Source organism: Nocardia wallacei (genome assembly GCF_029869545.1).
In the GTDB taxonomy this organism is placed as follows: domain Bacteria; phylum Actinomycetota; class Actinomycetes; order Mycobacteriales; family Mycobacteriaceae; genus Nocardia; species Nocardia wallacei_A.
Window position 1 is genome coordinate 1 of record NZ_JARWQD010000262.1, and the last position, 23,703, is coordinate 23,703.

At 70.3% G+C, this 23,703-nt stretch carries 27 protein-coding genes; 7 read left to right on the forward strand and 20 right to left on the reverse strand.

What is annotated here, in order from left to right:
- On the reverse strand, positions 1-1,296 hold a 1,296-nt coding region (gene hemL / locus QH290_RS22440), incomplete at its 3' end, for a glutamate-1-semialdehyde 2,1-aminomutase (protein ID WP_280384921.1).
- 248 nt (positions 1,297-1,544) lie between these two features.
- Between hemL and QH290_RS22445 the strand changes: the two genes are divergently transcribed.
- The gene (locus tag QH290_RS22445) at positions 1,545-1,931 is read left to right on the forward strand and encodes a hypothetical protein (RefSeq protein ID WP_280266434.1); all 387 of its coding nucleotides are present in this window, start codon (positions 1,545-1,547) and stop codon (positions 1,929-1,931) included.
- 46 nt (positions 1,932-1,977) lie between these two features.
- Here the strand turns inward: QH290_RS22445 and QH290_RS22450 are convergent, their stop codons facing one another.
- The 5 genes from QH290_RS22450 to hemB all read right to left on the reverse strand — a co-directional run bounded on the left by QH290_RS22450 (position 1,978) and on the right by hemB (position 4,860).
- Positions 1,978-2,193, reverse strand: coding sequence for a hypothetical protein (locus QH290_RS22450; RefSeq protein WP_280266433.1), 216 nt, complete (start codon positions 2,191-2,193; stop codon positions 1,978-1,980).
- A gap of 77 nt (positions 2,194-2,270) precedes the next feature.
- The gene (locus QH290_RS22455) at positions 2,271-2,507 is read right to left on the reverse strand and encodes a hypothetical protein (protein ID WP_280384923.1); all 237 of its coding nucleotides are present in this window, start codon (positions 2,505-2,507) and stop codon (positions 2,271-2,273) included.
- Complete coding sequence (locus QH290_RS22460) at positions 2,504-3,097, reverse strand: hypothetical protein (RefSeq protein WP_280266431.1); 594 nt, start codon at positions 3,095-3,097, stop codon at positions 2,504-2,506. The genes QH290_RS22455 and QH290_RS22460 overlap by 4 nt, the downstream gene beginning before the upstream one ends.
- 270 nt (positions 3,098-3,367) lie before the next feature.
- Entirely contained in the window at positions 3,368-3,886 is a 519-nt protein-coding gene (locus tag QH290_RS22465) for a hypothetical protein (protein WP_280266430.1), read from the reverse strand.
- On the reverse strand, positions 3,883-4,860 hold the full coding sequence (gene hemB, locus QH290_RS22470; RefSeq protein WP_280266429.1) for a porphobilinogen synthase: 978 nt from the start codon (positions 4,858-4,860) through the stop codon (positions 3,883-3,885). Before hemB ends, QH290_RS22465 begins: the two co-directional genes overlap by 4 nt.
- 164 nt (positions 4,861-5,024) lie before the next feature.
- On the opposite strand from hemB, the gene QH290_RS22475 reads away from it, so the two are divergent.
- A complete protein-coding gene (locus QH290_RS22475) occupies positions 5,025-5,294 on the forward strand; it encodes a hypothetical protein (protein WP_280266428.1) in 270 nt (89 codons plus the stop codon).
- 12 nt (positions 5,295-5,306) lie between these two features.
- Here QH290_RS22475 and QH290_RS22480 read toward each other — a convergent pair whose 3' ends face one another.
- From QH290_RS22480 to QH290_RS22500, 5 genes are all read right to left on the reverse strand, one after another.
- A complete protein-coding gene (locus tag QH290_RS22480; RefSeq protein WP_280266427.1) occupies positions 5,307-6,869 on the reverse strand; it encodes a bifunctional uroporphyrinogen-III C-methyltransferase/uroporphyrinogen-III synthase in 1,563 nt (520 codons plus the stop codon).
- Positions 6,866-7,864, reverse strand: a complete 999-nt coding sequence (gene hemC, locus QH290_RS22485) for a hydroxymethylbilane synthase (protein ID WP_280266437.1) — start codon at positions 7,862-7,864, stop codon at positions 6,866-6,868. Before hemC ends, QH290_RS22480 begins: the two co-directional genes overlap by 4 nt.
- A gap of 100 nt (positions 7,865-7,964) precedes the next feature.
- Positions 7,965-9,347: a glutamyl-tRNA reductase gene (locus QH290_RS22490; RefSeq protein ID WP_280266426.1), complete on the reverse strand. Its 1,383-nt coding sequence runs from the start codon at positions 9,345-9,347 to the stop codon at positions 7,965-7,967.
- Positions 9,344-10,171, reverse strand: a complete 828-nt coding sequence (locus tag QH290_RS22495) for a redox-sensing transcriptional repressor Rex (protein WP_280266425.1) — start codon at positions 10,169-10,171, stop codon at positions 9,344-9,346. Before QH290_RS22495 ends, QH290_RS22490 begins: the two co-directional genes overlap by 4 nt.
- 297 nt (positions 10,172-10,468) lie before the next feature.
- Entirely contained in the window at positions 10,469-10,729 is a 261-nt protein-coding gene (locus tag QH290_RS22500; protein ID WP_280266424.1) for a glutaredoxin family protein, read from the reverse strand.
- Positions 10,730-10,845: 116 nt separating this feature from the next.
- Here QH290_RS22500 and QH290_RS22505 point away from each other — a divergent pair, with 116 nt between their 5' ends.
- Positions 10,846-11,871, forward strand: coding sequence for an HAD family hydrolase (locus QH290_RS22505; RefSeq protein WP_425301746.1), 1,026 nt, complete (start codon positions 10,846-10,848; stop codon positions 11,869-11,871).
- A gap of 3 nt (positions 11,872-11,874) precedes the next feature.
- Here the strand turns inward: QH290_RS22505 and QH290_RS22510 are convergent, their stop codons facing one another.
- The 6 genes from QH290_RS22510 to QH290_RS22535 all read right to left on the reverse strand — a co-directional run bounded on the left by QH290_RS22510 (position 11,875) and on the right by QH290_RS22535 (position 16,878).
- Complete coding sequence (locus QH290_RS22510; RefSeq protein ID WP_280384925.1) at positions 11,875-12,894, reverse strand: lysophospholipid acyltransferase family protein; 1,020 nt, start codon at positions 12,892-12,894, stop codon at positions 11,875-11,877.
- On the reverse strand, positions 12,891-13,964 hold the full coding sequence (locus tag QH290_RS22515) for an NAD-dependent epimerase/dehydratase family protein (protein WP_280266422.1): 1,074 nt from the start codon (positions 13,962-13,964) through the stop codon (positions 12,891-12,893). Before QH290_RS22515 ends, QH290_RS22510 begins: the two co-directional genes overlap by 4 nt.
- Positions 13,965-14,222: 258 nt before the next feature.
- Positions 14,223-14,324: a 30S ribosomal protein bS22 gene (locus QH290_RS22520; protein WP_003402602.1), complete on the reverse strand. Its 102-nt coding sequence runs from the start codon at positions 14,322-14,324 to the stop codon at positions 14,223-14,225.
- A 425-nt stretch (positions 14,325-14,749) separates the two neighbouring features.
- Positions 14,750-14,971: a helix-turn-helix domain-containing protein gene (locus QH290_RS22525; protein WP_280269550.1), complete on the reverse strand. Its 222-nt coding sequence runs from the start codon at positions 14,969-14,971 to the stop codon at positions 14,750-14,752.
- Between the two features lie 135 nt (positions 14,972-15,106).
- Positions 15,107-15,925: a pyrroline-5-carboxylate reductase gene (gene proC / locus QH290_RS22530; protein ID WP_280384929.1), complete on the reverse strand. Its 819-nt coding sequence runs from the start codon at positions 15,923-15,925 to the stop codon at positions 15,107-15,109.
- Positions 15,926-15,981: 56 nt separating this feature from the next.
- A complete protein-coding gene (locus tag QH290_RS22535) occupies positions 15,982-16,878 on the reverse strand; it encodes a thioesterase family protein (protein ID WP_425303639.1) in 897 nt (298 codons plus the stop codon).
- A 363-nt stretch (positions 16,879-17,241) separates the two neighbouring features.
- Between QH290_RS22535 and QH290_RS22540 the strand changes: the two genes are divergently transcribed.
- Positions 17,242-17,373, forward strand: a complete 132-nt coding sequence (locus QH290_RS22540; RefSeq protein WP_280266644.1) for a hypothetical protein — start codon at positions 17,242-17,244, stop codon at positions 17,371-17,373.
- Positions 17,374-17,477: 104 nt separating this feature from the next.
- Here QH290_RS22540 and QH290_RS22545 read toward each other — a convergent pair whose 3' ends face one another.
- The 3 genes from QH290_RS22545 to QH290_RS22555 are packed head-to-tail and all read right to left on the reverse strand — an operon-like array spanning position 17,478 to position 21,371.
- Complete coding sequence (locus QH290_RS22545) at positions 17,478-18,347, reverse strand: sugar phosphate isomerase/epimerase family protein (protein WP_280266647.1); 870 nt, start codon at positions 18,345-18,347, stop codon at positions 17,478-17,480.
- 46 nt (positions 18,348-18,393) lie between these two features.
- Positions 18,394-20,379, reverse strand: coding sequence for a hypothetical protein (locus QH290_RS22550; RefSeq protein WP_280384932.1), 1,986 nt, complete (start codon positions 20,377-20,379; stop codon positions 18,394-18,396).
- Positions 20,376-21,371 (reverse strand): Ppx/GppA family phosphatase, encoded by a 996-nt coding sequence (locus tag QH290_RS22555; RefSeq protein WP_280266642.1) that lies wholly within the window; start codon positions 21,369-21,371, stop codon positions 20,376-20,378. Before QH290_RS22555 ends, QH290_RS22550 begins: the two co-directional genes overlap by 4 nt.
- A gap of 132 nt (positions 21,372-21,503) precedes the next feature.
- Between QH290_RS22555 and QH290_RS22560 the strand changes: the two genes are divergently transcribed.
- From QH290_RS22560 to QH290_RS22570, 3 genes are all read left to right on the forward strand, one after another.
- Positions 21,504-22,355, forward strand: a complete 852-nt coding sequence (locus QH290_RS22560; protein ID WP_425301761.1) for a DUF3109 family protein — start codon at positions 21,504-21,506, stop codon at positions 22,353-22,355.
- Positions 22,356-22,403: 48 nt separating this feature from the next.
- Positions 22,404-23,015 (forward strand): NADPH-dependent FMN reductase, encoded by a 612-nt coding sequence (locus tag QH290_RS22565; RefSeq protein WP_280384935.1) that lies wholly within the window; start codon positions 22,404-22,406, stop codon positions 23,013-23,015.
- Between the two features lie 162 nt (positions 23,016-23,177).
- On the forward strand, positions 23,178-23,492 hold the full coding sequence (locus QH290_RS22570) for a hypothetical protein (protein WP_280266640.1): 315 nt from the start codon (positions 23,178-23,180) through the stop codon (positions 23,490-23,492).
- Positions 23,493-23,703: the final 211 nt, after the last annotated feature.

The following is a 23,703-nucleotide window of genomic DNA, read 5'->3' on the forward strand; positions in this document are numbered from 1 at the left end:
GGCGGCGGCGGGCAGTGCGGCGGCGATACGGGCGAATGCGTCCTCGTCGAGCGCGGCGGAGACGAACCATGACTCGAATGCGCTCGGTGGCGCATACACGCCACGGTCGAGCAGGGCGTGGAAGAACGCCGGGAAGCGCCAGGTCTCGGTGGCCTTGACGGTGGCGTAGTCGGTGGCCGGTCGGTCGGCGAAGGACACGCTCACCATATTGCCCGCGAATTGCACGACATGGGCGACGCCGGCGGCGGTGAGGGCCTCGGTGATCAGCGTGCCGAGGCGCTGCGCGTTGCGGTCCAGCGCCGCGTACACCGCATCGTCGGCATGGCGCAGGGTGGCCAGGCCCGCGGCCACGGCGACCGGATTCCCCGACAGCGTGCCCGCCTGGTAGACCGGGCCGTTCGGGGCGAGATGGTTCATGATGTCGGCGCGGCCGCCGAAGGCCGCTGCCGGGAGTCCCCCGCTCATCACCTTGCCGAAGGTGTAGAGGTCGCCCGCGACACCGTCGATTCCGTACCACCCGGCCGGGCTCACCCGGAATCCGGTCATCACCTCGTCCATGATCAGCAGCGCGCCGTGGTCGGCGGTGAGCTCGCGCAGACCGGCGTTGAATCCCGGCGCGGGCGCAATCGCGCCCATGTTCCCCGCCGCGGCCTCGGTGATCACGCAGGCGATCCGGTCCGGATATTCGGCGAAGGCGGCGGCCACGGCGTCGAGATCGTTGTACGGCAGCACGATGGTGTCGGCGGCCTGCGCGCCCGTGACTCCCGGCGAGGTCGGCAGGCCCAGCGTCGCGACCCCCGAACCCGCGTCGGCCAGCAGCGCGTCGACGTGGCCGTGGTAGCACCCGGCGAACTTGACGACCTTGCTACGTCCGGTGAAGCCGCGGGCCAGCCGGACCGCGCTCATCGTGGCCTCGGTGCCGGAGTTCACCAGCCGCACCCGCTGCACCGGATCGACCCGCGCGGCGATGGTCTCGGCCAACTCGATCTCCGCCTCGGTCGGCGCGCCGAACGACACCCCGTCGACCGCGGCCCGCTGCACGGCCTCCACCACGGCCGGATGCGCGTGGCCGAGGATCATCGGCCCCCACGAGCACACCAGGTCCACGTAGTCGTTGCCGTCGGCGTCGGTGAGCGTGCAGCCGCGCGCCGAGGCGATGAATCGCGGTGTGCCACCGACGGATTTGAAGGCCCGGACGGGCGAGTTCACGCCGCCGGGGATGATCGCGGCGGCGCGTTCGAAGAGGCCGGCGGAGACCTGCACGGGCTGTTGGGTCGCGCGCGGAGAAGAACTCACGGCCTCCAGTGTCGCAGTTGTGCCCACGCCGGTCGACGACAGGGTGTAGTGGGGTGAGCCACGGCACACCGCGCTCGGTCGTGCGCCACGGCCATGGGCATGTCCCGCGATTTGCTCACCGCCCCTCCAACACTCACGAGAAAGAGCCGGAACCGCAACACGCCGGAGTGTCTTTCCTCCGATATCGGTCGCTGAGCGATTGCTGATCGTAGGCTCGAGGGCACGACTCGACGGCCGGGAGGGATTTCATGCGAACCATCCTGCTCAGCACAGCCCTGCTCATCGCCGGGATCGCCGCGGTTGTCGGTGGGGCCGCCTCGGCCGCCGCGGGCACCCCGGTCGCCCAGCCCGATCAGGGACGAATCGGAATGCACCTGTCCCACGACGAGACCGTCGCCCTGTCGGACGGCCCCGTCCCGGCGCTCGTGACGAAGGTGATTCCGCAGAGCCGCATGGGTGCGGGCCTGCAGCCCGACACCCAGCTCTACCGCGACGAGAACGGCAATATCCACGCCTCGCTGCGCCAGGTGATCAACGAGGCCGCCGACCACCCCGACGGCACCGTGACGGTCTACCTCAACGCGCCGGGCACCCACGGCTCCCGTGTGCTCGACATCTACCAGCGCTGGAACTGAGTTCGGGTGCTCGACATCTACCAGCGCTGGAACTGACCCCGGCGGCTCACGACAGCGGCACGCCGAGGCAGAACACGGCGAAGCCCGTGGTGAGCAGGCAGTTCAGCGGGGTGGGCAGCACATCCAGCGGCGAGACCGCGGGCGCACTCGGCGGCGCCGGTGCCGGGGCCTCGGCGGCGGCCGGAACGACGGTGGCGGCGCCGACGGCTCCCGTGGCCAGCACAGCCAGGGCGGTACGTCTCACGAGATCTGTGCGCTTCATACCGCCCATTGTCCGCCGGTCGCGGCGACACTCAACCGCCGCCGGGCCGCCGCGCCGAGATCGATTCCGATGGGCCGTCAGCGGTTCCGGGCGCCGCGAGCCACCAGATCGACGGCGGCCAGACCGGCCACCGCCACCAGGAACGCGGCCAGGCCCAGCCACGGGCCGGAGTAGCGCGTCGCCTCGAAGGCGGGCTGCTCCCCCACCTCGGCGAACCAGGTGGTGTCGATTCCGTGGCGCCAACTCTGCACGGCCGCGCCCAGGCACAGCACCAGCAGCACCAGGTCGACGACGATCCACAACCGGCGCATCATCGGGCGTCCCCCTGCGCATCGGGTTCGGCGGCAGCGGAATCGGGCCCGACGGTGTCGGGAGCCGCAGCGCCGGTCGCATCGTCGCCGGAAGCCTTCGGCTCGGCAGCGTCGGGGAGCCGCTCGAGCGCCTCGTTCAACGCCGCGCGCAGGCCGCGATGATCACGCGCCCACGCCTGCACCAGGCCGCCGTCGCGCAGCTTCAATCCGATGCCCTTGCGGCGGCGCGGGACACCGGTCAGCTCGCCGAGCGCACGGGCCGACTGCCAGTCCGGCTCGTCCCAGGACTCCTCGTCGGGCTCGGGGAACACCTCGGCAATGCTGTTCAGCGGCAGCGTTTCCGTGCCCTCGCGCAGCGTGGTGCCGGTGAGTTCGACGCTGACGTGCCGACGCCCCGCCACCACCTGCAGGGTCACGAAACCGGCCAGCAGCACGGCGCAGAACGCCAGGCCGAACCAGTGCACATCCCGCGCCCGCAACCCGAGTTCCAGCCCGAGGATGGCCAGGCACAGCAGCGGGCCGTAAGCGACCGTGCGCCAGCGGGCACCCGGCTCGGCGAACAGCGCCTCCGGCGCGGTCTGAGCTTCGTTCATGCGAGGGGGTTCAGCCGACCGCTCCCGGCAGCAGCAGGACGGCGAGGGTGAGCAATCCGAACAGGATCAGCAGGCTCAGTACCAGTACATCTCGCCGAAGGCTTTGCGGTTGCTGAATCACCACGCGCATCGATGCCTCCGCTCCACCGGAGCCATCCGCGCAACGCGACCTCGGGGACAACGCCCGAGCAACGACATCCGGTTCCCAAATCCTCTGTGACTGCCCTCACGATACATCCTGGCCTGTCGGGGGCAAATTCGGTGCCCGCTTCACCGGCCGTTCAACCGGAAGTAGGCGTCGGATTCCTTTCTGCGGCACAGGAACAGGGCGCCGCCGGCCAGGACGGCCTGCAGGATCGCGGCCGCTCCCGCGAGCAGTGGCAGCATGCCGTTCATCGCGCCGAGCCCGACCATGGTGCCGATCGCCCCGAACACCAGCACCGCGGCGGCGATGTCGAGCAGCGTGCGGGCCCACAGCCTGCCGCGGCGCAGCTGATGCACCACGGCCAGCGCGCCGACGGCCAGCGCCAGGCCGAACACCACGATCAGCACCTGCATGACCGACACGATCAGCTCGACCTGGACGAGCGTGGCCTGCGGCTGCTGGGCGCGGACCTGGTCGTAGAGGTCCACCGCCAGCTCACGCCGATCGGCGAACCGATCGACGGCGCCCACGACCAGCCGGACCACGCCGAAACCGACCACACCCCACCACAATTGAGCGGCGGTGCGGACATCGTCGGGCACCGCCACGGGGCCGGGGCGCCCCGGTGGACTCCACTGATTCACGACAGCCAGTGTGCGGCCTCGGTCGCCCAGTACGTCAGCACGATGTCCGCGCCCGCGCGGCGGATGCCCAGCAGCGATTCCATGACCGCGCCGCGGCGGTCGATCCAGCCGCGCTGGGCGGCGGCGGTGATCATCGCGTACTCGCCGGAGATCTGGTAGGCGGCCACCGGCACGGTGGAGCGGTCGGCGACGTCGCGCAGGATGTCCAGATACGACATGGCGGGCTTCACCATGACGATGTCGGCGCCCTCGGCCAGGTCCAGATCCAGCTCGCGGACGGCCTCCCGGCGGTTGGCCGGATCCTGCTGGTAGGTGCGGCGATCGCCCTGCAGCGAGGAACCGACGGCCTCGCGGAACGGACCGTAGAACGCCGAGGAGTACTTCGCGGCGTAGGCGAGGATGCCGGTATCGGTGCGCCCGGCCGCATCCAGGCCCGCGCGGATCGCGCCGACCTGGCCGTCCATCATGCCGCTGGTGCCGAGCAGGTCGGCACCGGCCTCGGCCTGCGCCAGCGCCATCTCCACGTAGCGCGTGAGGGTGGCGTCGTTGTCGACCGCGCCGTCGGCCGACAGCACGCCGCAGTGGCCGTGGTCGGTGAATTCGTCCAGGCAGGTGTCGGCCATGACCACCGTCGAATCGCCGACCTCCTCGGCGAGGGCGCGCAGGCCGCGGTTGAGGATGCCGTCGGGCGCGCTCGCCTGGCTGCCGGTGGGGTCCTTGTCCTCCGGGCGCGGCACGCCGAACAGCATCAGCCCGCCGACACCGGCGGTGACGGCCTCGACGGCGGCCTTGCGCAGCGAATCCATCGAATGCTGGTGCACGCCGGGCATCGAACCGATCTCGCGCGGTTCGTCCAGGCCGTCGCCGACGAACATCGGCAGCACCAGTTGCCTTGGCTCGAGCGTGGTTTCGGCGACGAGGCGACGCAGGGCGGGGGTACGACGCAACCGCCGCGGGCGGTCCATTCCGGTCATGAACCGCACGATACGCCCCGCTCCGAGGGCGGATTTCAGCAGACCTCGGAATCGTTGTGGCCAGCCGTTTCTGTCGGTGCCACGCGGTAGAATCGAAGATGTGTTCGAGGGGTTCGGCCGGTGTCACCGGGTGACCCGAATCCCGTTGGCGAGGGGAGGATCTCGTGGCTACCGCACCGACGATCATCGATCGGCCCTATGTCCCACTGCTGAAGCAACCGCTGCCGCCGGGGCGTCCGCGGTCCTGGTACGTGACCCACAACCGCAGGCTCAAGGCCATGCGGCTGGCGATCGCGCTGCTCGACTCCGGGATCTACCGCGCGAGCCTGGCCGACAACGACAGGATCCGGCGCACGGCCGCCCTGGTCGGCATCCGCCCACCGTCCGACAAGACCTGCCGCCTGGTCCGCGACCTGATGCGGGCGCGCCGCTGAGGCCGCCCGCGCCTATCGGCTGCGGCGGCTCTTCTTGCGCGGCGGGGGCAGCAGGCCCTCGGCGCGCAGGTGGGCGGCGTGCTCGGCCAGCGCGTCGACCAGCGGACCGACCTGCGCCACCTCCGGCTGCACATCCACGCGCAGGCCGAATTCGATGGCCGTCTCGGCGGTCTTGGGGCCGATGCAGGCAACGATGGTGCGCGCGTGCGGCTTTCCGGCGATGCCCACCAGATTCCGCACCGTCGAGGAGGAGGTGAACAGCACGGCGTCGAAACCGCCGGTCTTGATCATCTCCCGGGTCTCGGCGGGCGGCGGCGAGGCGCGCACCGTGCGGTACGCGGTCACGTCGTCGATCTCCCAGCCGCGGTCGCGCAGGCCCTCGGCCAGGGTCTCGGTGGCGATGTCCGCGCGCGGCAGCAGCACCCGGTTGACCGGGTCGAACACGTCGTCGTAGGGCGGGAAGTCGGCCAGCAGGCCCTCCGAGGACTGCTCGCCGCTGGGCACCAGCTCCGGGTTGATGCCGAACGAGCGCACCTTGTCCGCCGTGGCCTCGCCGACGCAGGCGATCTTCACACCGGAGAACGCGCGGGCGTCCAGGCCGAACTCGCCGAACTTCTCCCACACCGCGCGCACCGCGTTGGTCGAGGTGAACACGACCCACTGGTAGCGGCCGTCGACCAGGCCCTTGACCGCGCGCTCCATCTGCGCGGGGCTGCGCGGCGGCTCGACGGCGATGGTCGGCACCTCCATCGGGATGGCGCCGTGCATGACCAGCTTCTCGCTCATCTCACCGGCCTGCTCCTTGGTGCGCGGCACGAGCACCGTCCAGCCGTACAGCGCCCGCGACTCCCACCACGACATCTTCGAGCGCTTCTCGACCTCCTTGCCGACCGTGACCACCAGCGGCCCGACCAGTTCGGAGGCGGCGGAGTTCAGGGTGGCCAGCGTGGCCTCGATGGTGCGCTGCTGGCGGGTGGTCCCGCGCACCGTCACCGCCACCGGGGTCTGCGGCGCGGCCCCGTGCTCGACCAGCGCGCTCGCCGTCTCGGCCAGGTGCCCGGAGGTCGCGTGCAGCACCAGCGGTCCCGGCGCGGCCGCCACCGCGGCCCAGTCCACCTCGCCGCGCACATCCACCTCGGTGTGCTTGGAGCCCAGCGCGATACCCGCGTAGGCGGGGACGGTGCTGCCCGAGGGCAGGCCCGGCAGCACCTCGAAGGTCATATGCGACCGGGTGACGGCGTTGACCTCCGCGATCACCGAATCGGTGGTCAGCGGATCGCCGGAGACCAGGCGCACCACGTCGTGGCCGTTGCGCGCCTCGGCGATCAGGGTCTTGGCCACCTCGGCCGGTTCGCCGAGCGCCGGGCGCACGTCGACCGGAAGCTCCCCGTCCGGGTTCGGCTCCACCGCGGTCCCGACCAGCGCCAGCACGCCCTTGTCGACATCGGGATCGGTGAACGCCAGCGTCGCCCGCCCCAGCACTTCGCGGGCCCGGACGGTGAGCAGGGCCGGGTCACCGGGACCCGATCCCACGAACAGGATCCGACCGGGGTGCTTCTTGGTGGCACGGCTCATGAGTTGTTCTCCATTGGGCTGGGATTACTGAGGTCTGAAGCGCTGCCGTCAGCGCTGAGCAGGTCGCGCGCTCCCAGCTCCAGGAGTTCACGCGCCAACGAGCGGCCCAGCTGCTCCGCATTCGCGAGCGAGCCGACCACGGACGCTCGGATGACATCCGAGCCGTCGATCGCCGCCGCGCACCCGCGCAGCGACAGTTCCTCGAACACCCGGCCGTCGTCGTCGAGCGACTCGACCACCTCGGCCAGGGCGCCGATCGGGGCGGTACAGCCCGCCTCCAGTTCGGCCAGCAGCGACCGTTCGGCCAGCACGGTGGCCCGGGCGGCGGCATCGTCCTGCGCGGACAGGATGGCCACGAGATCGGTGTCCTCGCAGCGGCATTCGACCGCGAGCGCACCCTGCGCCGGGGCGGGCAGCATCTGCACCGGCTCCAGCGCCTCGGTGACCTCGTCGAGCCGGTCGACGCGGGCCAGTCCGGCGCGGGCGAGGATCACGGCGTCGAGCTCGCCGTCGATCACCTTGCGGATTCTGGTGTCGATATTGCCGCGCAGCGGCAGCACCTCCAGGCCGAGCCCCAGGGCGCGCAGCTGCGCGACGCGGCGCGGCGCGGAGGTGCCGACCTTCGCACCGGGCGGCAGTTCGCCGAGCACCATGCCGTCGCGGGCGACCACCGCATCGCGCGGGTCCTCCCGCGCCGGGATCGCGGCGATGGTGAACCGCGGATCCGGCGCGGTGGGCAGGTCCTTGTAGGAGTGCACGGCGATATCGACTGTGCCGGAGGCCAATTCGTCGCGCAGCGCGGTGGTGAACACGCCGACGCCGATCTTCTCCACCGGATCGGAGGACTTGTCACCGGCGGTCTTCACGATGACGAGTTCGGCCTGCTGCCCGGCCGCGATCAGCGCGTCGCGGACCGTGCCGGCCTGGGTCAGCGCCAGGTGGCTGCCGCGGGTGCCGATGCGCCAGGGCGCCTGGGCCGTGCCGCGTCCGGTCATGGTGTGCTCCTGCACTGTCGCATTGGTCATGCTGCGTCCTTTCCGGCATGAGCGGGGGCCCCCGTGGTTACGCTCCGCTGCCGCCTCCGGCCCTGACCGCTCATGCCGAGTGCCCTTGTCCCTCGCTGTGCCCGGTGGTGAAGTCGTCGGCCAGTTCCCCCAGGGCCGCGATCTCCATCGGCGCGGCCACCGCCTGCGCCGCACCGGGTTCGAGCGCGAACAGTTCGCGCAGCGCCTCGGCGTAGGAATCGCCGCCGGGCGTGGAGGCCAGCTGTTTGACCCGCACCGTCGGCGCGTGCAGCAGCTTGTCGACCACCCGCCGCACGGTGCGCGCCACCTCCTCGCGCTCCGGATCGGCCAGGCCGGGCAGCTTCGACTCCAGCCGCAGCAGCTCGCCCTCGACCACCTCGGCGGCCCGCTGGCGCAGCGCCGCCACGGTCGGCGTCACCTCCGCCATGCGCTGTCCCGCAAGGTATTTCGCGAGTTCCTCGGCGACGATGGCGCGCGCGGCGGTGGTGTCGTCGGCGGCCGCCCCGGCCGCCGGGTCGCGCTGCAGCGTCTCCATGTCGATCACCGTGACGTCGGGCAGTCCGGCCACCGCCGGGTCCACGTCGCGCGGCAGGCCGAGATCGCAGATGACCATCTGATGGCCGACCCGCGCCGCGTTCAGCGCGCGGTGCGCGTCGGCCAGCGTCACCACCGAGCCGACCGCGCCCGTGCTGGTGATCACGATGTCGGCGTCGGCCAGCGCGGCGACCAGACCGGACAGGTCCGCCGCCGACGCCGACGCGCCGTGCATGGTGGCCGCGGTGTGGGCCAGCCGCTGCGCCCGCTCCAGGGTTCGGTTGACGACGGTGATGTGCCCGACCCCGGCGCGCGCGAGATGCGCCACCGCCAGACCGCCCATCGCGCCCGCGCCGATCACCACGGCGGCGCGGCCCTCCACCTCACCGAGCACCGTGCGTGCTCGATCCAGCGCGACCGACACCACCGAAGCACCGGCCCGGTCGATCCCGGTCTCGGCATGGACCCGCTTGCCCACCCGCAGCGCGTGCTGGGCCAGCTCGTGCAGCGTGCGCCCGGCCGACTGCTGCGCATCGGCGGCGGCGTAGGCGGCGCGGATCTGGCTGAGCACCTGCTGCTCGCCGACCACCATCGAATCCAGGCCGCTGGCGACCGCGAACAGGTGCTCGGCGGCGGCCTCGCTGTAGCGCACGTAGGCGTGCTTGGTCAGTTCGGGCAGCGGCAGCCCGGAGTGCTTGGCGAGCAGGTCACCCACCTCGGCGAGGCCGCCGTGGAAGGCGTCGACCACCGCGTAGACCTCGACGCGATTGCAGGTGGAGACGATCATCGTCTCGGAGATGTGCTGGGAGGCGAGCATTCGATCGGTGAGCTTGGGCCGGTCGTCCTCGGTGACCGCTACCTTTTCCAGCACCGCGACCGGTGCGCTGCGATGCGAAATACCGACTAGAAGCACGCTCATGGTGCGACCACCGATCCCTTGCTGGTTGGCTCCGTTGCCGAATGCTTCATGCCCACGTGCGACCGGTCCGCCAGGCGGCGGCCGATCGGGGTGGACACGGCGGTCACGGTCTCGCCCGCGGCCACGTCGTGTGCGTCCTGTGCTTCCGCCTCCGCGCTGCGCGCCCGCTCGAACGACAGCATCTGCATCTCGACCGCGAGGTCGACGCGGCGGACCTCGACCGACGCGGGGGCGTCCAGCGTGGTCGGCGAGAAGCTGAGGATGCTCTGCACGCCCGCCGCGACCAGGTCGTCGCAGACCGCCTGCGCGGTCGCGTCGGGGACGGTGATGACCGCGATCGTCGGCTCCAGCTCGGCGACGGCGGCGCGCAGTTCCGCGACATCGCGCACCGCCAGTCCGTTCACCGTCTCGCCGATGATCTTCGGATCGGAGTCGAAGATGCCGACCATGCTGAATCCACGCCGCCGGAAGCCACCGTAGCCGACCAGGGCGCGGCCCAGATTTCCGGCGCCGACCAGGATCACCCGGTGGCCGCCGGACAGGCCGAGCACGTCCTCGATGCGGGCGCGCAGCTTGGCCACGTCGTAGCCGACACCGCGCACGCCGTTGGGCCCGAGGAACGACAGATCCTTGCGAAGCTTCGCAGAACCGACACCCGCCGCGACAGCCAGTTCTTCACTCGATACGATGAGCACACCCTCGTCGGCGAGCATGGCCAGCACCCGGAGATAGGTTGCCAGCCGCGCTACCGTCGCCTGGGGAATGTCCTTCTGCAGAGCTCTGCCGGAGACGCCACCGGTGGGCGTCTCATGCTGCTCTGTCACGTCGTTCGGCTCCTCGTCCGGCCGGGGATAGGTGTCCGGTTCGCTATCGACCGCGCCGACGCCGGGGGCAGACGCCGGTATCGGCACATCGGGGGTCGGGTGCTTCCGCTGCCTGCAGCAGTCGGTTTGCGTGTCACCACCGTAACTGCTTGTGAAGCCCTGCACAAAGTCGGTGAATTCAGTCACTCGGGGCCGCACCCGCCCCGGGCCTCACCCGCCACATTCAACCCGCAACTGCCGGTGAGTTTCCACACAACGCGCCGGGCCGGGAACCCGGCCGACCGTTCGCGCCGTTGTTCAGCGGCTCAGATCCGCCCGCAGGCGCGCCTCGTCGACGTCGAAATAGCTGTGTTCGCGCCCGTCGAGCAGCACCACCGGCAGGCGATCCCCGAACTCGGCCCGCAGCCCGGGATCGGTGGCCGCCGCCTCGTCCACGTCCGTGGCCTGCGGTTCGATCCCGAAGTCCGCGCAGATCCCCCGCAACTGCTCGAGCGCGACGGTGCACATCCCGCACCCCGCCCGCGTCAACAAGATCACCGAATGCGTGGAGTCGCTCATGCCTCCCATTAAATGGCACGGTCGGCGACGCGATGACGGCCGCGGCGGCGTCGCCGGACACCGTCGGTGGTCCCGGCTAGTGTTGGATGTGTTCGCGCGGACGGGCGGAGGTATCGGTGCCGGAACGATCGAAAGATGCGAGGACGGGTTTCATCGCGGGCAGGTTCGGCGAATTCCCGGCGCGCTGGAGCCAGGGCCTGTCCGATCAGATCACCCGCATCGCGCGCAGTCCGTTCGGACCGAGCGAGGAGGAGGTGCGCGCCAACCTCGCCGGCGAGGCCAGCGCCGACGCCGCGCTCGCGCTGCACGATGCGGAACTGGCGGAATCCGGTGTCGACCGGGAGTTACCGCCCCACGCCCCGCCGCGCGATCTCACCGCGGCCGCGTTCTTCGATGTCGACAACACCATGGTGCAGGGCGCCTCGATCGTGCATTTCGCCCGCGGGCTGGCCGCGCGCAAGTACTTCCGGACCTCGGATCTGGTGGATATCGCCTGGAAGCAGGTCAAGTTCCGGGTGACCGGCAAGGAGAACCAGGGCGATATGGTCAGCGGCAAGGAGAAGGCGCTGTCGTTCATCGCCGGGCGTTCCACCGCGGAGCTGGCCGAACTCGGCGAGGAGATCTACGACGAGATCATCGCCGACAAGATCTGGCCGGGCACCCGGGCGCTGGCCCAGATGCATCTCGACGCCGGGCAGCAGGTGTGGCTGGTGACGGCCACGCCCGTCGAGCTGGCTCAGGTGATCGCGAAGCGGCTGGGGCTCACCGGGGCGCTGGGCACCGTCGCCGAGAGCGTGGACGGTGTCTTCACCGGGCGGCTGGTGGGCGACATCCTGCACGGCCTCGGCAAGGCGCACGCGGTGCGCACGCTGGCGATCCGCGAGGGCCTGAACCTCAAGCGCTGCACCGCCTACTCCGACAGCCACAACGACGTCCCGATGCTGTCGCTGGTCGGCACCTCGGTCGCCATCAACCCGGATTCGGACCTGCGCGAGGTGGCCAAGAACCGCGGCTGGGAGGTCCGCGACTTCCGCACCGGCCGCAAGGCCGCCAAGATCGGCGTGCCGACGGCCCTCGCCCTGGGCGCGGCAGGCGGCGCGGCCGCGGCAGTCCTCACCCGCAAACGCGACGCCCGGAGCTGACGCCTACCCCGTGAAGGGATTACGCCGCTTCATCAGCAGTTTGTACAGCGTCTGCTGGATGGTTTCACGGACCTGGTCGGTGACCTCGAACATGGTCATCGGGTCGTCGGCGGCCTCGGGCTCGTAGGCGCTCGTGGGGATCGGGGTGCCGAATTCGATGTACCACTTCGAGGGCAGCGGGAGCGCGCCGAGCACGCCCAGATGCGGGAACAGCGGGGTCACCGGGAAGTACGGCAGGCCGAGCAGCCGGGCCAGCGGCTTGAGGTCGGCGAGCTTCGGGTAGATCTCCTCCGACCCGACGATCGAGCACGGAATGATCGGCACGCCCGTCTTCACCGCGGCCGACACGAATCCGCCGCGGCCGAACCGCTGCAGCTTGTAGCGCTCCGAGTACGGCTTGCCGATGCCCTTGAAACCCTCGGGGAACACCCCCGCCAGCTCGCCCGCCCGCAGCAGCCGTTCGGCGTCGGCGGGGCAGGCCAGGGTGTGACCGGCCTTGCGCGCGAGCCCGCCCAGCACCGGCAGTTCGAAGATCAGGTCGGCGGCGAGTATCCGCAGCGCACGCTGCTCGGGATGCCGGTCGTGCACGGCCAGCTGCAGCATCATGCCGTCGATCGGGACGACACCGGCATGGTTGGACACGATCAGCGCACCGCCGGATTCGGGGAGGTTCTCGATGCCGTCGACCTGTACCCGGAACCACAGCTCCGACAGCGGGCGCAGCGCGGGCAGCACCACCGACTCCAGCAGGTGCTCGTCGAGCCCGAACTCGTCCACCTGGTAGTCGCCGGTCAGGCGGCGACGGGCGAAATCGGCGGTGCCGCGGATGCCGTCGGCGACGGTCCCGCGCAGGAGTTCGCCCAGGCTCCGCGGCGGCTGCGGCCCGGCCTCGGCGAGCCGCTCGGTCAGCGAGGTCACCGTGCTCGGCGACGACTCACCGGGCCAGCGGCGGCCGGGTGCCGTCCGGTGCCGGGACTCGAAGTCCACCTCGTGCAGTTGAATTACCTTGGCCACGTCATTCATCGGTGTGCTCCCGCTCCGGCCCCGACCAGGCCGAGAAGTCTCGTCTCTGCAGCGTCGATCCACCGTGGATCGATGACGGGCCGCAACGCTGCGCCCCCAACGAAGTCGTCGAATGCCTGCACTGTCGTCCAGCGCGGCTGGAATCCGAGTTCGGCGCGCATCCGGGTGGTGTCCAGCCCGCAGCCGAAATGGAAATAGTCGATCTGCTCGGCCGTGAACTCCCGCATGACCGGGCCCATGACCGAGCGGCCCACGCTGCGGAACAGGGAGAACGGCACCGGCAGCTCGATCCGTCCGGCCCGGCGCAGCGCCTGCGACAGCGCCAGTGCCCCGTCCCCGGCGACATTGAACGTGCCGCCCGGGGCCTGCAGCGCCGCATGCGCCAGTGCCGCGATCGAGTCCTCCTCGTGGAGCAGTTGCAGGCGCGGATCCCGGCCGAGGATCGTCGGCGTGACCGGAGATCGGAAATATTGCACGCCGCGGCGCGCCAATCGCGGGCCGACGATAGGCGGAAACCGCAGAATTGCCGCGGCGATATCCGGGCGGCGGCGAGCCAGCCCGCGCACGAATCCCTCGACTTCGATCATGTCGCGAGCGAACCAACCACTCGGTGGTGTTCGCGCACTCATTTCCTCGGTGAATTTCGCCGGATCTTTCGCGCTGCATCCGTAAACCGCCGAGGACGAACGCACCACCACCCGGCGCACGCTCGGCGCCTTCTGACAGACCGCCAGCAGCTGCATCGCGCCGAGCACGTTGAAGTCCTTCATGACCGCGCGCCCGCCCCCCGACGGCGGCCGCGACAGCACCGCCGGATGCACCACGGTGTCGACCTCGTTACCGTCGATCACCTTGCGGATCAGCGGATTTCGAATGTCGGCGCGGACGAACTCGGCGCGGCCCATGCGACGCAGCAGCTCCCGTGCGGGCATGCGCGCGTCCACCGCGATGATGCGCTCGACGGTCGGATCGGCGGCCAGCCGCGCGACCACGTTGCCACCGAAGAACCGGCTCGCACCGGTCACCAGCACAACCTTGGGCGTATGCCCGTCCCGCACGCTCGCACCCACGCCGGATCCCACCTATGCAGCCCCCGTTTCGCCTAATTCCCGGGTTCCAGAGTAGCCGCTGCGGCCCGGGTCTCCGGCGGGTTTAACCTGCTTCTTACGATGACTTCGGTCATACGAAACCGCGAGGATTTCAAACTCCACTTTTTCAAAATGAAAGCCCGCCACCGGAACGGTGGCGGGCTTTTCAGCTATCTCCCAGCGGCGCCGGGCCGTGTCGTCACGGCGGGCACCCGGGACGCCGCAATCGGGCGCGGCGACCTACTTGCCGAGTTTGCGACGCTGCACGCGCGTACGGCGAAGCAGCTTGCGGTGCTTCTTCTTCGACATGCGCTTACGGCGCTTCTTGATCACAGAACCCATAGGGTTGTTCCTCGCGTTCTCTCTCTACCTCGGCGCGCACGCCGGTTTACGTACGCCCATCTTCCCGGTCGCCCGCGGCCTTGCCTGCGTCCGGGGTCGGCACAGCGACAAGCCGGTGACACCGCGGGAGGCCGCCATCGACCCCAGCAAGCCTGGCTCCTCGTGTCCACCCGCCTGGACCGAATGCGCCGACGGGCGAACACGACGGTGTTTCATCGTACCGGGCCAACCGTCGGCGAACGAAACGGGGATCGAGCACCGCCGACCGGCCACCGAGACGACGAAATCCGCCGCCCGCGACGGAGGCCGGACCTGGAACCCGTGCGCGAACACACCGGTCCTCTCGGTCCGGCCTACGCCGGAACGACGTGTGCGGCGGCCGGAACCGCCCCTGCGAGGCGACCGGGAGAACCGGCCGCACCGCCCTACCCCGCGTCGAAGTAGGACGTCTGCAGATATTCGTGCACGGCCTTCGCATGCACCCGGAACGATCGGCCCACCCGCACCGCGGGCAGTTCACCGGAATGCACCAGCCGGTACACCGTCATTTTGGATACCCGCATCAGATTCGCCACCTCGGCGACGGTGAGGAACTGGGTTCCTCCACCGATCACGGGACCCGTACTTGGAGAGCTGTTTCCAGACATGCGCCACTAACACCTCCGGCACGTCCGCGCCGCCGGCTTCCCCACCGGCGGAACAGACACGCACGTGCTCCTTGAAGCTTAGCGTGACCAGTGGGATTACTGCGACGGGTGGGAGATAACAGTGTCGATTGCGCGCTACTCGCCCGTCGATCCCTGTTCCACCGAGCGTCGCTTTGCCGCATGCAAGGCCTCCCAGAATGCCGAGCGCACCCCGGCCCGCTCCAACTCGCGGACCGCGGCCGCGGTGGTTCCGGCCGGCGAGGTGACCGCCGCGCGCAACTCCGCCGCGTCCTGACCCGACTCGTCGAGCAGCGCCGCCGACCCGAGCATGGTCTGGGTGACCAGCCGGGTGGCCACATCCCGGGTCAACCCGAGACCCACACCGGCCTCGACCATCGCCTCGGCCACCAGGAAGAAGTACGCCGGGCCCGAGCCCGACACGGCGGTCACCGCGTCCATCTGGGATTCGGGCACGGTCACCACCGTGCCGACCGCCTCCAGCAGCTCGGTCACCTGGCGCAGCTGATCCGCCTTGGCGTAGCGGCCCGCCGCGAGCACGCTCATCCCCTGGCCGACCAGCATCGGCGTATTGGGCATGACGCGGACGACCGGGAAGCCCGCGGGCAGTTTCGCCTCCAGGCGGGAGGTGGTCACGCCGGCGGCCAGCGACACCAGCACCTGGTCGCGGTCGTTGTCGAGTTCCGCCTTGCTCAGCGCGGTCAGCACGGCCTCGACGTCGTGCGGCTTGACCGCGATCACTAGCACGTCCGCGGTGGCCACCGCGTCGGCGACGGTATCGGTGACCCGGATGGCGAACCGCTCACCGAGGAATTCGGCCCGCGCCGCCACCGGCTCGACGGCGACCAGATCCTTGGTCGCCCAGCCGGACTCGAGCAGTCCCGCGAGCAACGCCTCCCCGATCCGTCCGCCACCGATCACCGCAATTCTTGTCATGACGGTCAAGGCTATCCGCGTGCGCGACGCGTCGAGAAGAGGGCCCGCGGTGGACGCTAGCGCGGTTGCGGGATCAGGGCGAGCTGGCGGGTCTGGGCTACCACCGCGCCGGTGGAATCGAGCACGAGTTGGTCCTCGTCGAACATCCGGTCGTCGATCTCGTGCGCCGTGGCGATGATCCGCAGCCAGCCCGGGGCCGGGCGGCGGCGCAGGTAGGTGGTCATCTGCACGGTCGGCGCCCAACCGAAATGGCCGAGATTGACCGGCACGGGCGGGCTCATATCTCCGGCCATCATCGCGAAGTAGGCGGCGATCTCCGGATCCCGCGCATCGGCGTCGCGGGGCCGGATCCACAGCCGCAGCCGCGGCTCACCCTGCTCGCCCTCGAGGAAGCGCGCCCACGCCGGGTCGATCGCCACCGACGCGGCGCGCGCGACGTGCACGATGCGGCCCATCGGCGAATCGTCCTCGTAGCCGAGCGCCTCGGCCGGGGGCTCGGCGGGCATATCGGAGTGATCGTCGCGGGTGTAGGTCGGCGGGGTGTCGTCGAGGTGTCCGAAGGTGAATGCGGTGTGCACCAGGGTGCGGCCGCCCTGCACCAGATCGGCGTCGACGAGACAGATCTGCCTGCCGGTCTTGCGGATGCGGACCAGGTACTCGACCTCGCCCGGATCGGGGGCGCCGAGGAAGTCGCTCGAGCCCGCGATCGGCGACATCGCGGCCAGGCTCGGCTCGGCGGCGCGCAGCCGACGGGTGGCGGCCGCGGCGCTCGCCGCGACCATGGTGCCGCCGTGCACCTTCTTGCCGATGGTCCAGGTCTTATCGATGTAGCCCCGGTAGCGGCCGGTATCGGGCAGGTCCGACGGCAGTTCGGTCAGCGCACACACCCGGCTGAAGGGAGCATCACCGAGATCCGCACGCGTTCGCCCCGCATCGATGGCCAGTTCCGTCACCGCCGCTCCTTCCAGCCCAACATTGCTCGTACAGCGTATAAGTGTGCCCGGCAAGACCCGATTCCCCTACCGGGTGTGACGAATCCACCACCTCGAGGAGGATCCCGGCCAAAAGCATGCCGGGAATACAAGGGCGGGGTGCCGCAGCACCGGGAATACAAGGCGACCCCGCAGCACCAGAAACACAAGGCGGCCCGCAGCACCAGGAACACAAGGCGGTGCAGCACCAGGAACACAAGGCGGTGCAGCACCGGAATACGAGGCGACACCACGACACCAGCAGCACGAGGCGGCACCACCGCGGGGGAACACGAGGCGACGCACAGCACCGGGAACACGAGACGGCACCACAACACCAGAAACATGAGACGACACCACAGCAGCGGGGAGGACGACGCGACACCACAACACCAAGAACACGAGGCGACGCCACAGCAGCGGGAGGACGACGCGACACCACAGCACCAGGAACAAGAGGCGGCGCTGCAGCGGTGAGAGCGAGGCGTGGCCACAGCGGCGGGAACACGAGGTGGTGTTGCGGCGGTGGGAGGGCGAGGTGGTGGTGGCTCTCTGTATTCCCGGCGTGCTTTTGGCCGGGATCAGGCTCGGTGGGCGCCGGTTGGTTCTGGGGTGGGGGCGGGGCGTAGGTCGTTGAGGTGGGTGCGGGCGAAGGTCAGGGCACGGTGGAGGGTGGCGGCGCGATTGCCTGTGGTGCGGGCGTTCTGGGTATTCACCTCGATTACCGCGTGGCCGCGGAAACCGTTGTGCACCAGCGATTCACAGACCTCGGCGCACGGCTGATTGCCCTCGCCCGGAACCAGGTGCTCGTCGTGCGCGGCGCCGGTGCCGTCGGCCAGGTGCAGGTGGATCAGGTTGCGCCCCATCCGGGCGGCCAGGGCGAGCGGATCCATCCCCGCTGTCGCGGTGTGCGACAGGTCCAGGGTGTAGTGCTGGTAACCGGTGTCGGTCGGGTCGTAGGACGGGCTGAAGGTGGTCAGCGACAGGCCGGGCCCGCCGCGGCGTTCCAGTCGTCGCGCCGACCCCGGCCCCCGCCCGAGCAGGCTGTCCGCCCGCATCGGGAACATGTTCTCCACGGCGACCGCCACCGAGCTGTGCTCCTCGAGGCGGGCCACCTGCCCGGCGAATCCCTCGGCGTAGCGGCGCTGCCAGCGGAACGGCGGATGGACGACCACCGTGCTCGCACCCAGCGCCTCCGCGGTGTGCACGCTGCGCTCCAGTTTCGCGATCGGGTCCGCCCCCCAGACCCGTTGCGAGATGAGCAGACACGGCGCGTGCACCGCCAGCACCGGCACCGAATACCGACGCGCATAACCCTGCACGGTCGCGATGCTCTGACTGGCAGGCTCCGCCCAGACCATCAATTCCACGCCGTCGTAACCGAGTTCGGCCGCGTACCGGAATGCGGCCTCGGTGTTCTCCGGGTAGACCGATGCCGTCGACAACCCCACCCGAATGTCGTTCCCCGCCTGTGTGATCCCCACTGCTGCTCCCTGCTCAGTTGGTGCTGAGAAGAAAGGCTAGCGGGCCGAGCGTCACGAAGATGCCCACGACGACGGCAATCACAGTGCTGAAGATGTCATCGGTGCGTCGCAGCACCCGCACCAGCGCCACCAGGCCGAGGATCACGACCATCGCCAGCGCCAGCGCGACGAAAGGCATGACGTCCCACATCTTCTCGAAGCCCTTGAACAGCAACATGCCCGCGACCGCGGCACCGGCGACCTGGCCGCCGAGGATCATCCACTGCTGCCGGTTCGGGTCGGCGGCGACCTTGCCGCTGCCGCCCCGGGCCTTGCGGGCCGAGGCCGCGAGCCGCGTGACCCGCGCCTTGGCCGCCTGTGTCGCCTGCGCGATGCGGCCGGGTTCCTCGGCGTCGTCGTCGGTTTCGAGGTCGTCGTCGAATTCGTCGTCGAGGTCGTCGAAATCGTCGTCGGGGTCGATCGGCGCGTAGACGTCGGTGCGGTCGTCGGGCGGCGCCAGCAGGTCGGCGGCGCCGTCTCGCCGGGCGTCACGGCGGCCGGGGCGCGCCGGTTCGGACGGGTCGCCGCGCTCCGCGCGATCGCGCAGCAGATCACCGGCAACCGTGGCGCCGGAGAGCAGTTGCTGATCCTGGCCCGCCAGCGACCAGACGGCCGTGGCCTGATCCGCGTTGCCGGGCGGCGCGGCGGCGCCATTGCGCGCAGGGTGATCGGAAGGGGGAGCCGGGGGCTCGGGTGCCTTACGTCTTCGCGCCGACCACGCCGGTAAACCGGACGCCGGGGGCGCACCGGCCCCGTTGCGTAGCCCGGCCGGGGGCCCCGGTGGCGGCGGAAGTTCGCGACCGCGGGGCGGCGGCGATAGGGATTCGGCCGCGGGCGCCCAGGCCGCGGCGGCCGGGGCCTCGTCGGGTGGTGAGAACGGTCCGCGGAACGGCCGGACCTCGGTCGTCTCCTCGTCCGGGTCGCGGCGACGGCGGCGGCCGCCGGTCGCGGGCGGCTGCTCCGGTGCGAACGAGGCGGCCTGCGCATCGCCCTGTTCGGCCAGCGCCTCCATGGCCTCCATCCGCTCGCGCCGCGCGCGGCGGCCGCCCGAGGCCGCAGGGGCGCCGGTGGAGCCGAGGGGATCGTTGCGGTCGGCGGCCGGGGGCCAGCCGAAGCTCGTGGGATCGCGGAGCGCCGCATCCGACATCGCGGGCGACTGGTACGACGGCGGCCCGTAGGCGGGCGGCTGGTATGCCTGCGGCTCGTACGCCGGTGCCTGGTATGCCTGGGGCTCGTAGGCGGACGGCGCGAAACCGTTCGCACCCGGGCCGTTGGTCTCCGAACCGTTGAACCCGGAGCCGTTGAATCCCGAGCCGTTGAATCCGGATCCGTTGAACCCCGAGCCATCCAGCCCAGAACCGTTGAACGCCGAACCACCCGCGCCGTGGAAACCCGAACCGTCCAACGCCGAACCATTGAGCCCGGAACCGCGAGAGGCGTTGAACCCGGAGCCATCCAAGCCCGAACCGTTGTATCCAGCGCCACCCGAACCGTTGAACCCGGAACCATCCGAGCCCGAACCGTTGTATCCGGCACCGCCCGAACCGTTGAACCCGGAACCGTTCGAGCCAGACCCGTTGTACGCGGAATCGCCGAAGCCCGAGGGGGGCGCACCGGAACCCGGGAAATCCGCGGCGGAACCGTTGACACCGTTGTTTCCCGAACCGTTCGGGCCCAGCGGGTCGTAGTACGAGATCGGCCCGGACAGCGGCGAATACGACGGACCGCCGTCGAGTTCCGGCGCCGCGGACGGGAAGTCGGGAGCGGCGTTGTCGTCCTCCGGTTCGGGCGCGGCGTGCGCGGACGTACCCTCGCGCACGGCGGGCATATCGCCGGTCAGCTCGGTCACCGAGATGCCGCGGCCGCTGCGCCGTCGCCGGCCGCCCCCGGACGCCGGAACGCCCTGGCCGTTGCGGGCCAGCAGCTCGGCGACCGACAGCTGGGTGGAATCCTCACTCATGGCGACACCGTTTCGGTCGGGCCCGGTATGCCGTTCGGACGGCCGATTCCGGCACCGGGTTCGCTGTCCAGGTCGGTATCCAGTTTGCGCAGGATCAGTCCCTCCCGCAGCGCCCAAGGGCAAATCTCGAGGGTATCCAGCGATAACGCTCGCATACTCGCCTCCGCGACCAATGCGCCAGCCACCAACTGCTGTGACCGATCGGAACTAACGCCCTCCAATTCTGCCCGGTCCGACGCGGTCATCCGAGAGATGAACGCGATCAGCTGCCGCAGACCGGAACTGGAGAGGATACGCCGCTCGCGGGGACCCGCGGCGGAGGGGGCGGCACCAGTGAGACGGGCCAGCGTGCGGAACGTTTTCGAGGTGCCGACGGCCAGGTCGGGGCGGCCCGGCTCCAGCAGTTGCTTGGCCGGGATCACCATCTCGGCCTCCAGCCAGTCGCGCAGCACCGCCACGCGGCGCTTGCCCGGCGGGTCCTCGGCCAGCCACTCCCGGGTGAGCCGACCGGCGCCCAGCGGCAGCGACAGCGCCACATCCGGCGCCTCGTCGCACCCGTTGCTCATCTCCAGGGAACCGCCGCCGATGTCGAGATTGAGGATGCGCCCGGCGCTCCAGCCGTACCAGCGGCGCACCGCCAGGAAGGTCAGCCGCGCCTCGTCCACACCCGTCAGCACCCGCAGATCGACGCCGGTGTCGCGGCGGACCAGGTTCAGCACCTCGTCGGAGTTGGTGGCATCGCGCACCGCCGAGGTCGCGAACGGCATCAGCTCCACGCAGCCGGAAGTCTTTGCGATGCTGGCGAATTCGGCCACGGTCTTGGTGAGCCGACCGGCGCCCTCGGGGGTGATGCGGCCGTGGTCGTCCATGTTCTCCGACAGGCGCAGGGTCGCCTTCGTGGAGCTCATCGGCATGGGGTGGCCACCCCGATGCGCGTCCACCACAAGCAGGTGGACGGTATTGCTTCCCACATCGAGCACACCGAGCCGCACAAGAACACGGTACTGGGTCCCGTACGTACCTCGGAGTACGAACCGAAACGTGGCTCATTGGTGACGCGGACGAAATGCGTAAATCCCCCGGGACCGAAGGTTCCCCGGCCGCAGCTGTTAGCGTCTGGCGATGTGACGGCAGGAGCTTCCGCGAGCGCCCCGACCGGGCTGCGATCAGCGGCGAAGATCGATCCCACGCCCGAGGTCGATCTCGACTTCCCGCGGGAATGGATCGAGTTCGTCGACCCGGCGAATACAGAGCACACCATCGTGGCCGACCTGACCTGGCTGTTGTCGCGCTGGACCTGTGTCTTCGGCACGCCGGCCTGTCAGGGCATCATCGAGGGCCGCCCGGACGACGGGTGCTGTTCGCACGGCGCGTTCCTGTGCGACGACGACGATCGCAAGAAGCTGCAGAAGGCTGTGAAGATGCTCACACCCGAGGACTGGCAGCTCATGGACGAGGCCCGCGACGCCGACGGCAAGGTCCGCAAGAAGCTCTATCTCGAGGAGGACGACCTCGACGACGAGCCCGCGCTGCGCACCCGGCGCTACGACGGCGCCTGCATCTTCCTCAACCGCCCCGGCTTCTCCGGTGGTATCGGGTGCGCGCTGCACAGCATGGCGCTGCGCAGGGGCCTCGAGCCGCTGACGGTGAAGCCCGAGGTGTGCTGGCAGCTGCCGATCCGGCGCACCCAGGACTGGGTGGACCGCCCCGACGGCGTGCAGATCCTGCGCACCACGCTCACCGAGTACGACCGGCGCGGCTGGGGCCCGGGCGGGCTCGATCTGCACTGGTACTGTTCGGGCTCGCCGGATGCGCACGTCGGTTCGCGGCCGGTGTGGCAGTCCTACGCCCCCGAGCTGATCGAGCTCATCGGCCAGCCCGCCTACGACGAGCTGGCCCGGCACTGCAAGCGGCGCGAAGGGCTGGGGATCGTCGCGGTGCACCCGGCGACCGCCGAGGCCGAGCGCAACGCGTGAGCGACAGCTTGCGGGAATACCCGGCGCACCAACCGAATTCGTAGGTACATGGCCGACTCACCGGATACGCCCGGGACCGAACCGAGCGGCACCGGCCGGAACGGCGGCGGGCGCGTTCGAATTCTGCTGATCTCCGGCAGCACCCGTCCGGGTTCCACCAACACCGCGGCGCTGCGGACCTTCGAAGCCGTTGCGCCGGAGAATATTTCGACCGAGCTGTATACGGGACTGGCGGATGTCCCGGCGTTTGTTCCCGGTGACGGACCGTCGCCCGCCGCCGTGGCCGACCTGCGGGAGCGATTGGCGGCGGCGGATGCGGTGCTGTTCTGTAGCCCCGAGTACGCGGGCCTGATCCCCGGCAGCCTGAAGAACCTGCTGGAGTGGACGGTCGGCACGGCGGATCTGCACGAGAAGCCGGTGGCCTGGATCAATGTCGCGGCCGAGGGACGTGGCGACGGCGCGGTCGCCTCGCTGCGCACCGTGCTCGGCTATGTGGGAGCGAAGATCATCGAATCCGCGTGCCCGCGCATCACCGTGCTCGGCGCGATGGTCGGGCCGGACGGCACCGTCGCCGATCCGGAGGCGCGGCGGCGGCTGACAGCGGTCGCGGAGGAGATTGCGGGCCATCTCACACGGCACGCCGGTGCCCGAGACCGATAGGTCGGCAAACATGCGGCACGCCCAGGTCGGACGCGCCGAACGGGGGCGCGACACAGTCCCGCGATCGAGTCGGCTCGCGGGTGGAGAGCCTTACAGGACACCGGCTCGCAATGACTGATTCACCGAATGGTGATAGGCATCAGTGCCATGATGAGGAAAATCATGGCAACAGCAGTCCTGGCCGCCGGCGCCGCGCTGTGCCTCGCCCCCGCCGCGCAGGCCGACCCGGTCGCCAACCCCGAGATCTACACGCTGCAGAACGAGAACTTCGTCGTCTACACCGATCCGGCGGCGCTGTCGGCACAGCAGAACGGCAAACAGGTCATCGTGAGCCCCTACGGCACCTCCCGCCCGATCGCCTGCCGCGACAACACCACCCCCCTGGACGACTGCTGGCAACGCGACGACTTCGGCTGGTTCCCCCTCCAGAAACAGGAACTCCCCCAGGTAGGCACCGCCTGGGTCCACATCGTCTAACGGATTCCGGCCAAAACCGCGCCGGAACAACGGAATCCACCGCAGCCGGTCGGACCGGAAAGGAACCACCGGCTCCCCCATCCCTGTGCACCCGCGGCTTCCCCCATCCCAGGTGGGCCCCCCCCCCCCGCGCGGGCGCCGGCCACAGACACACCCAATAAACCCCCACCCCCCCCCCCACCACAGAGAACCCGGGGGCGGGGGGGGGCCG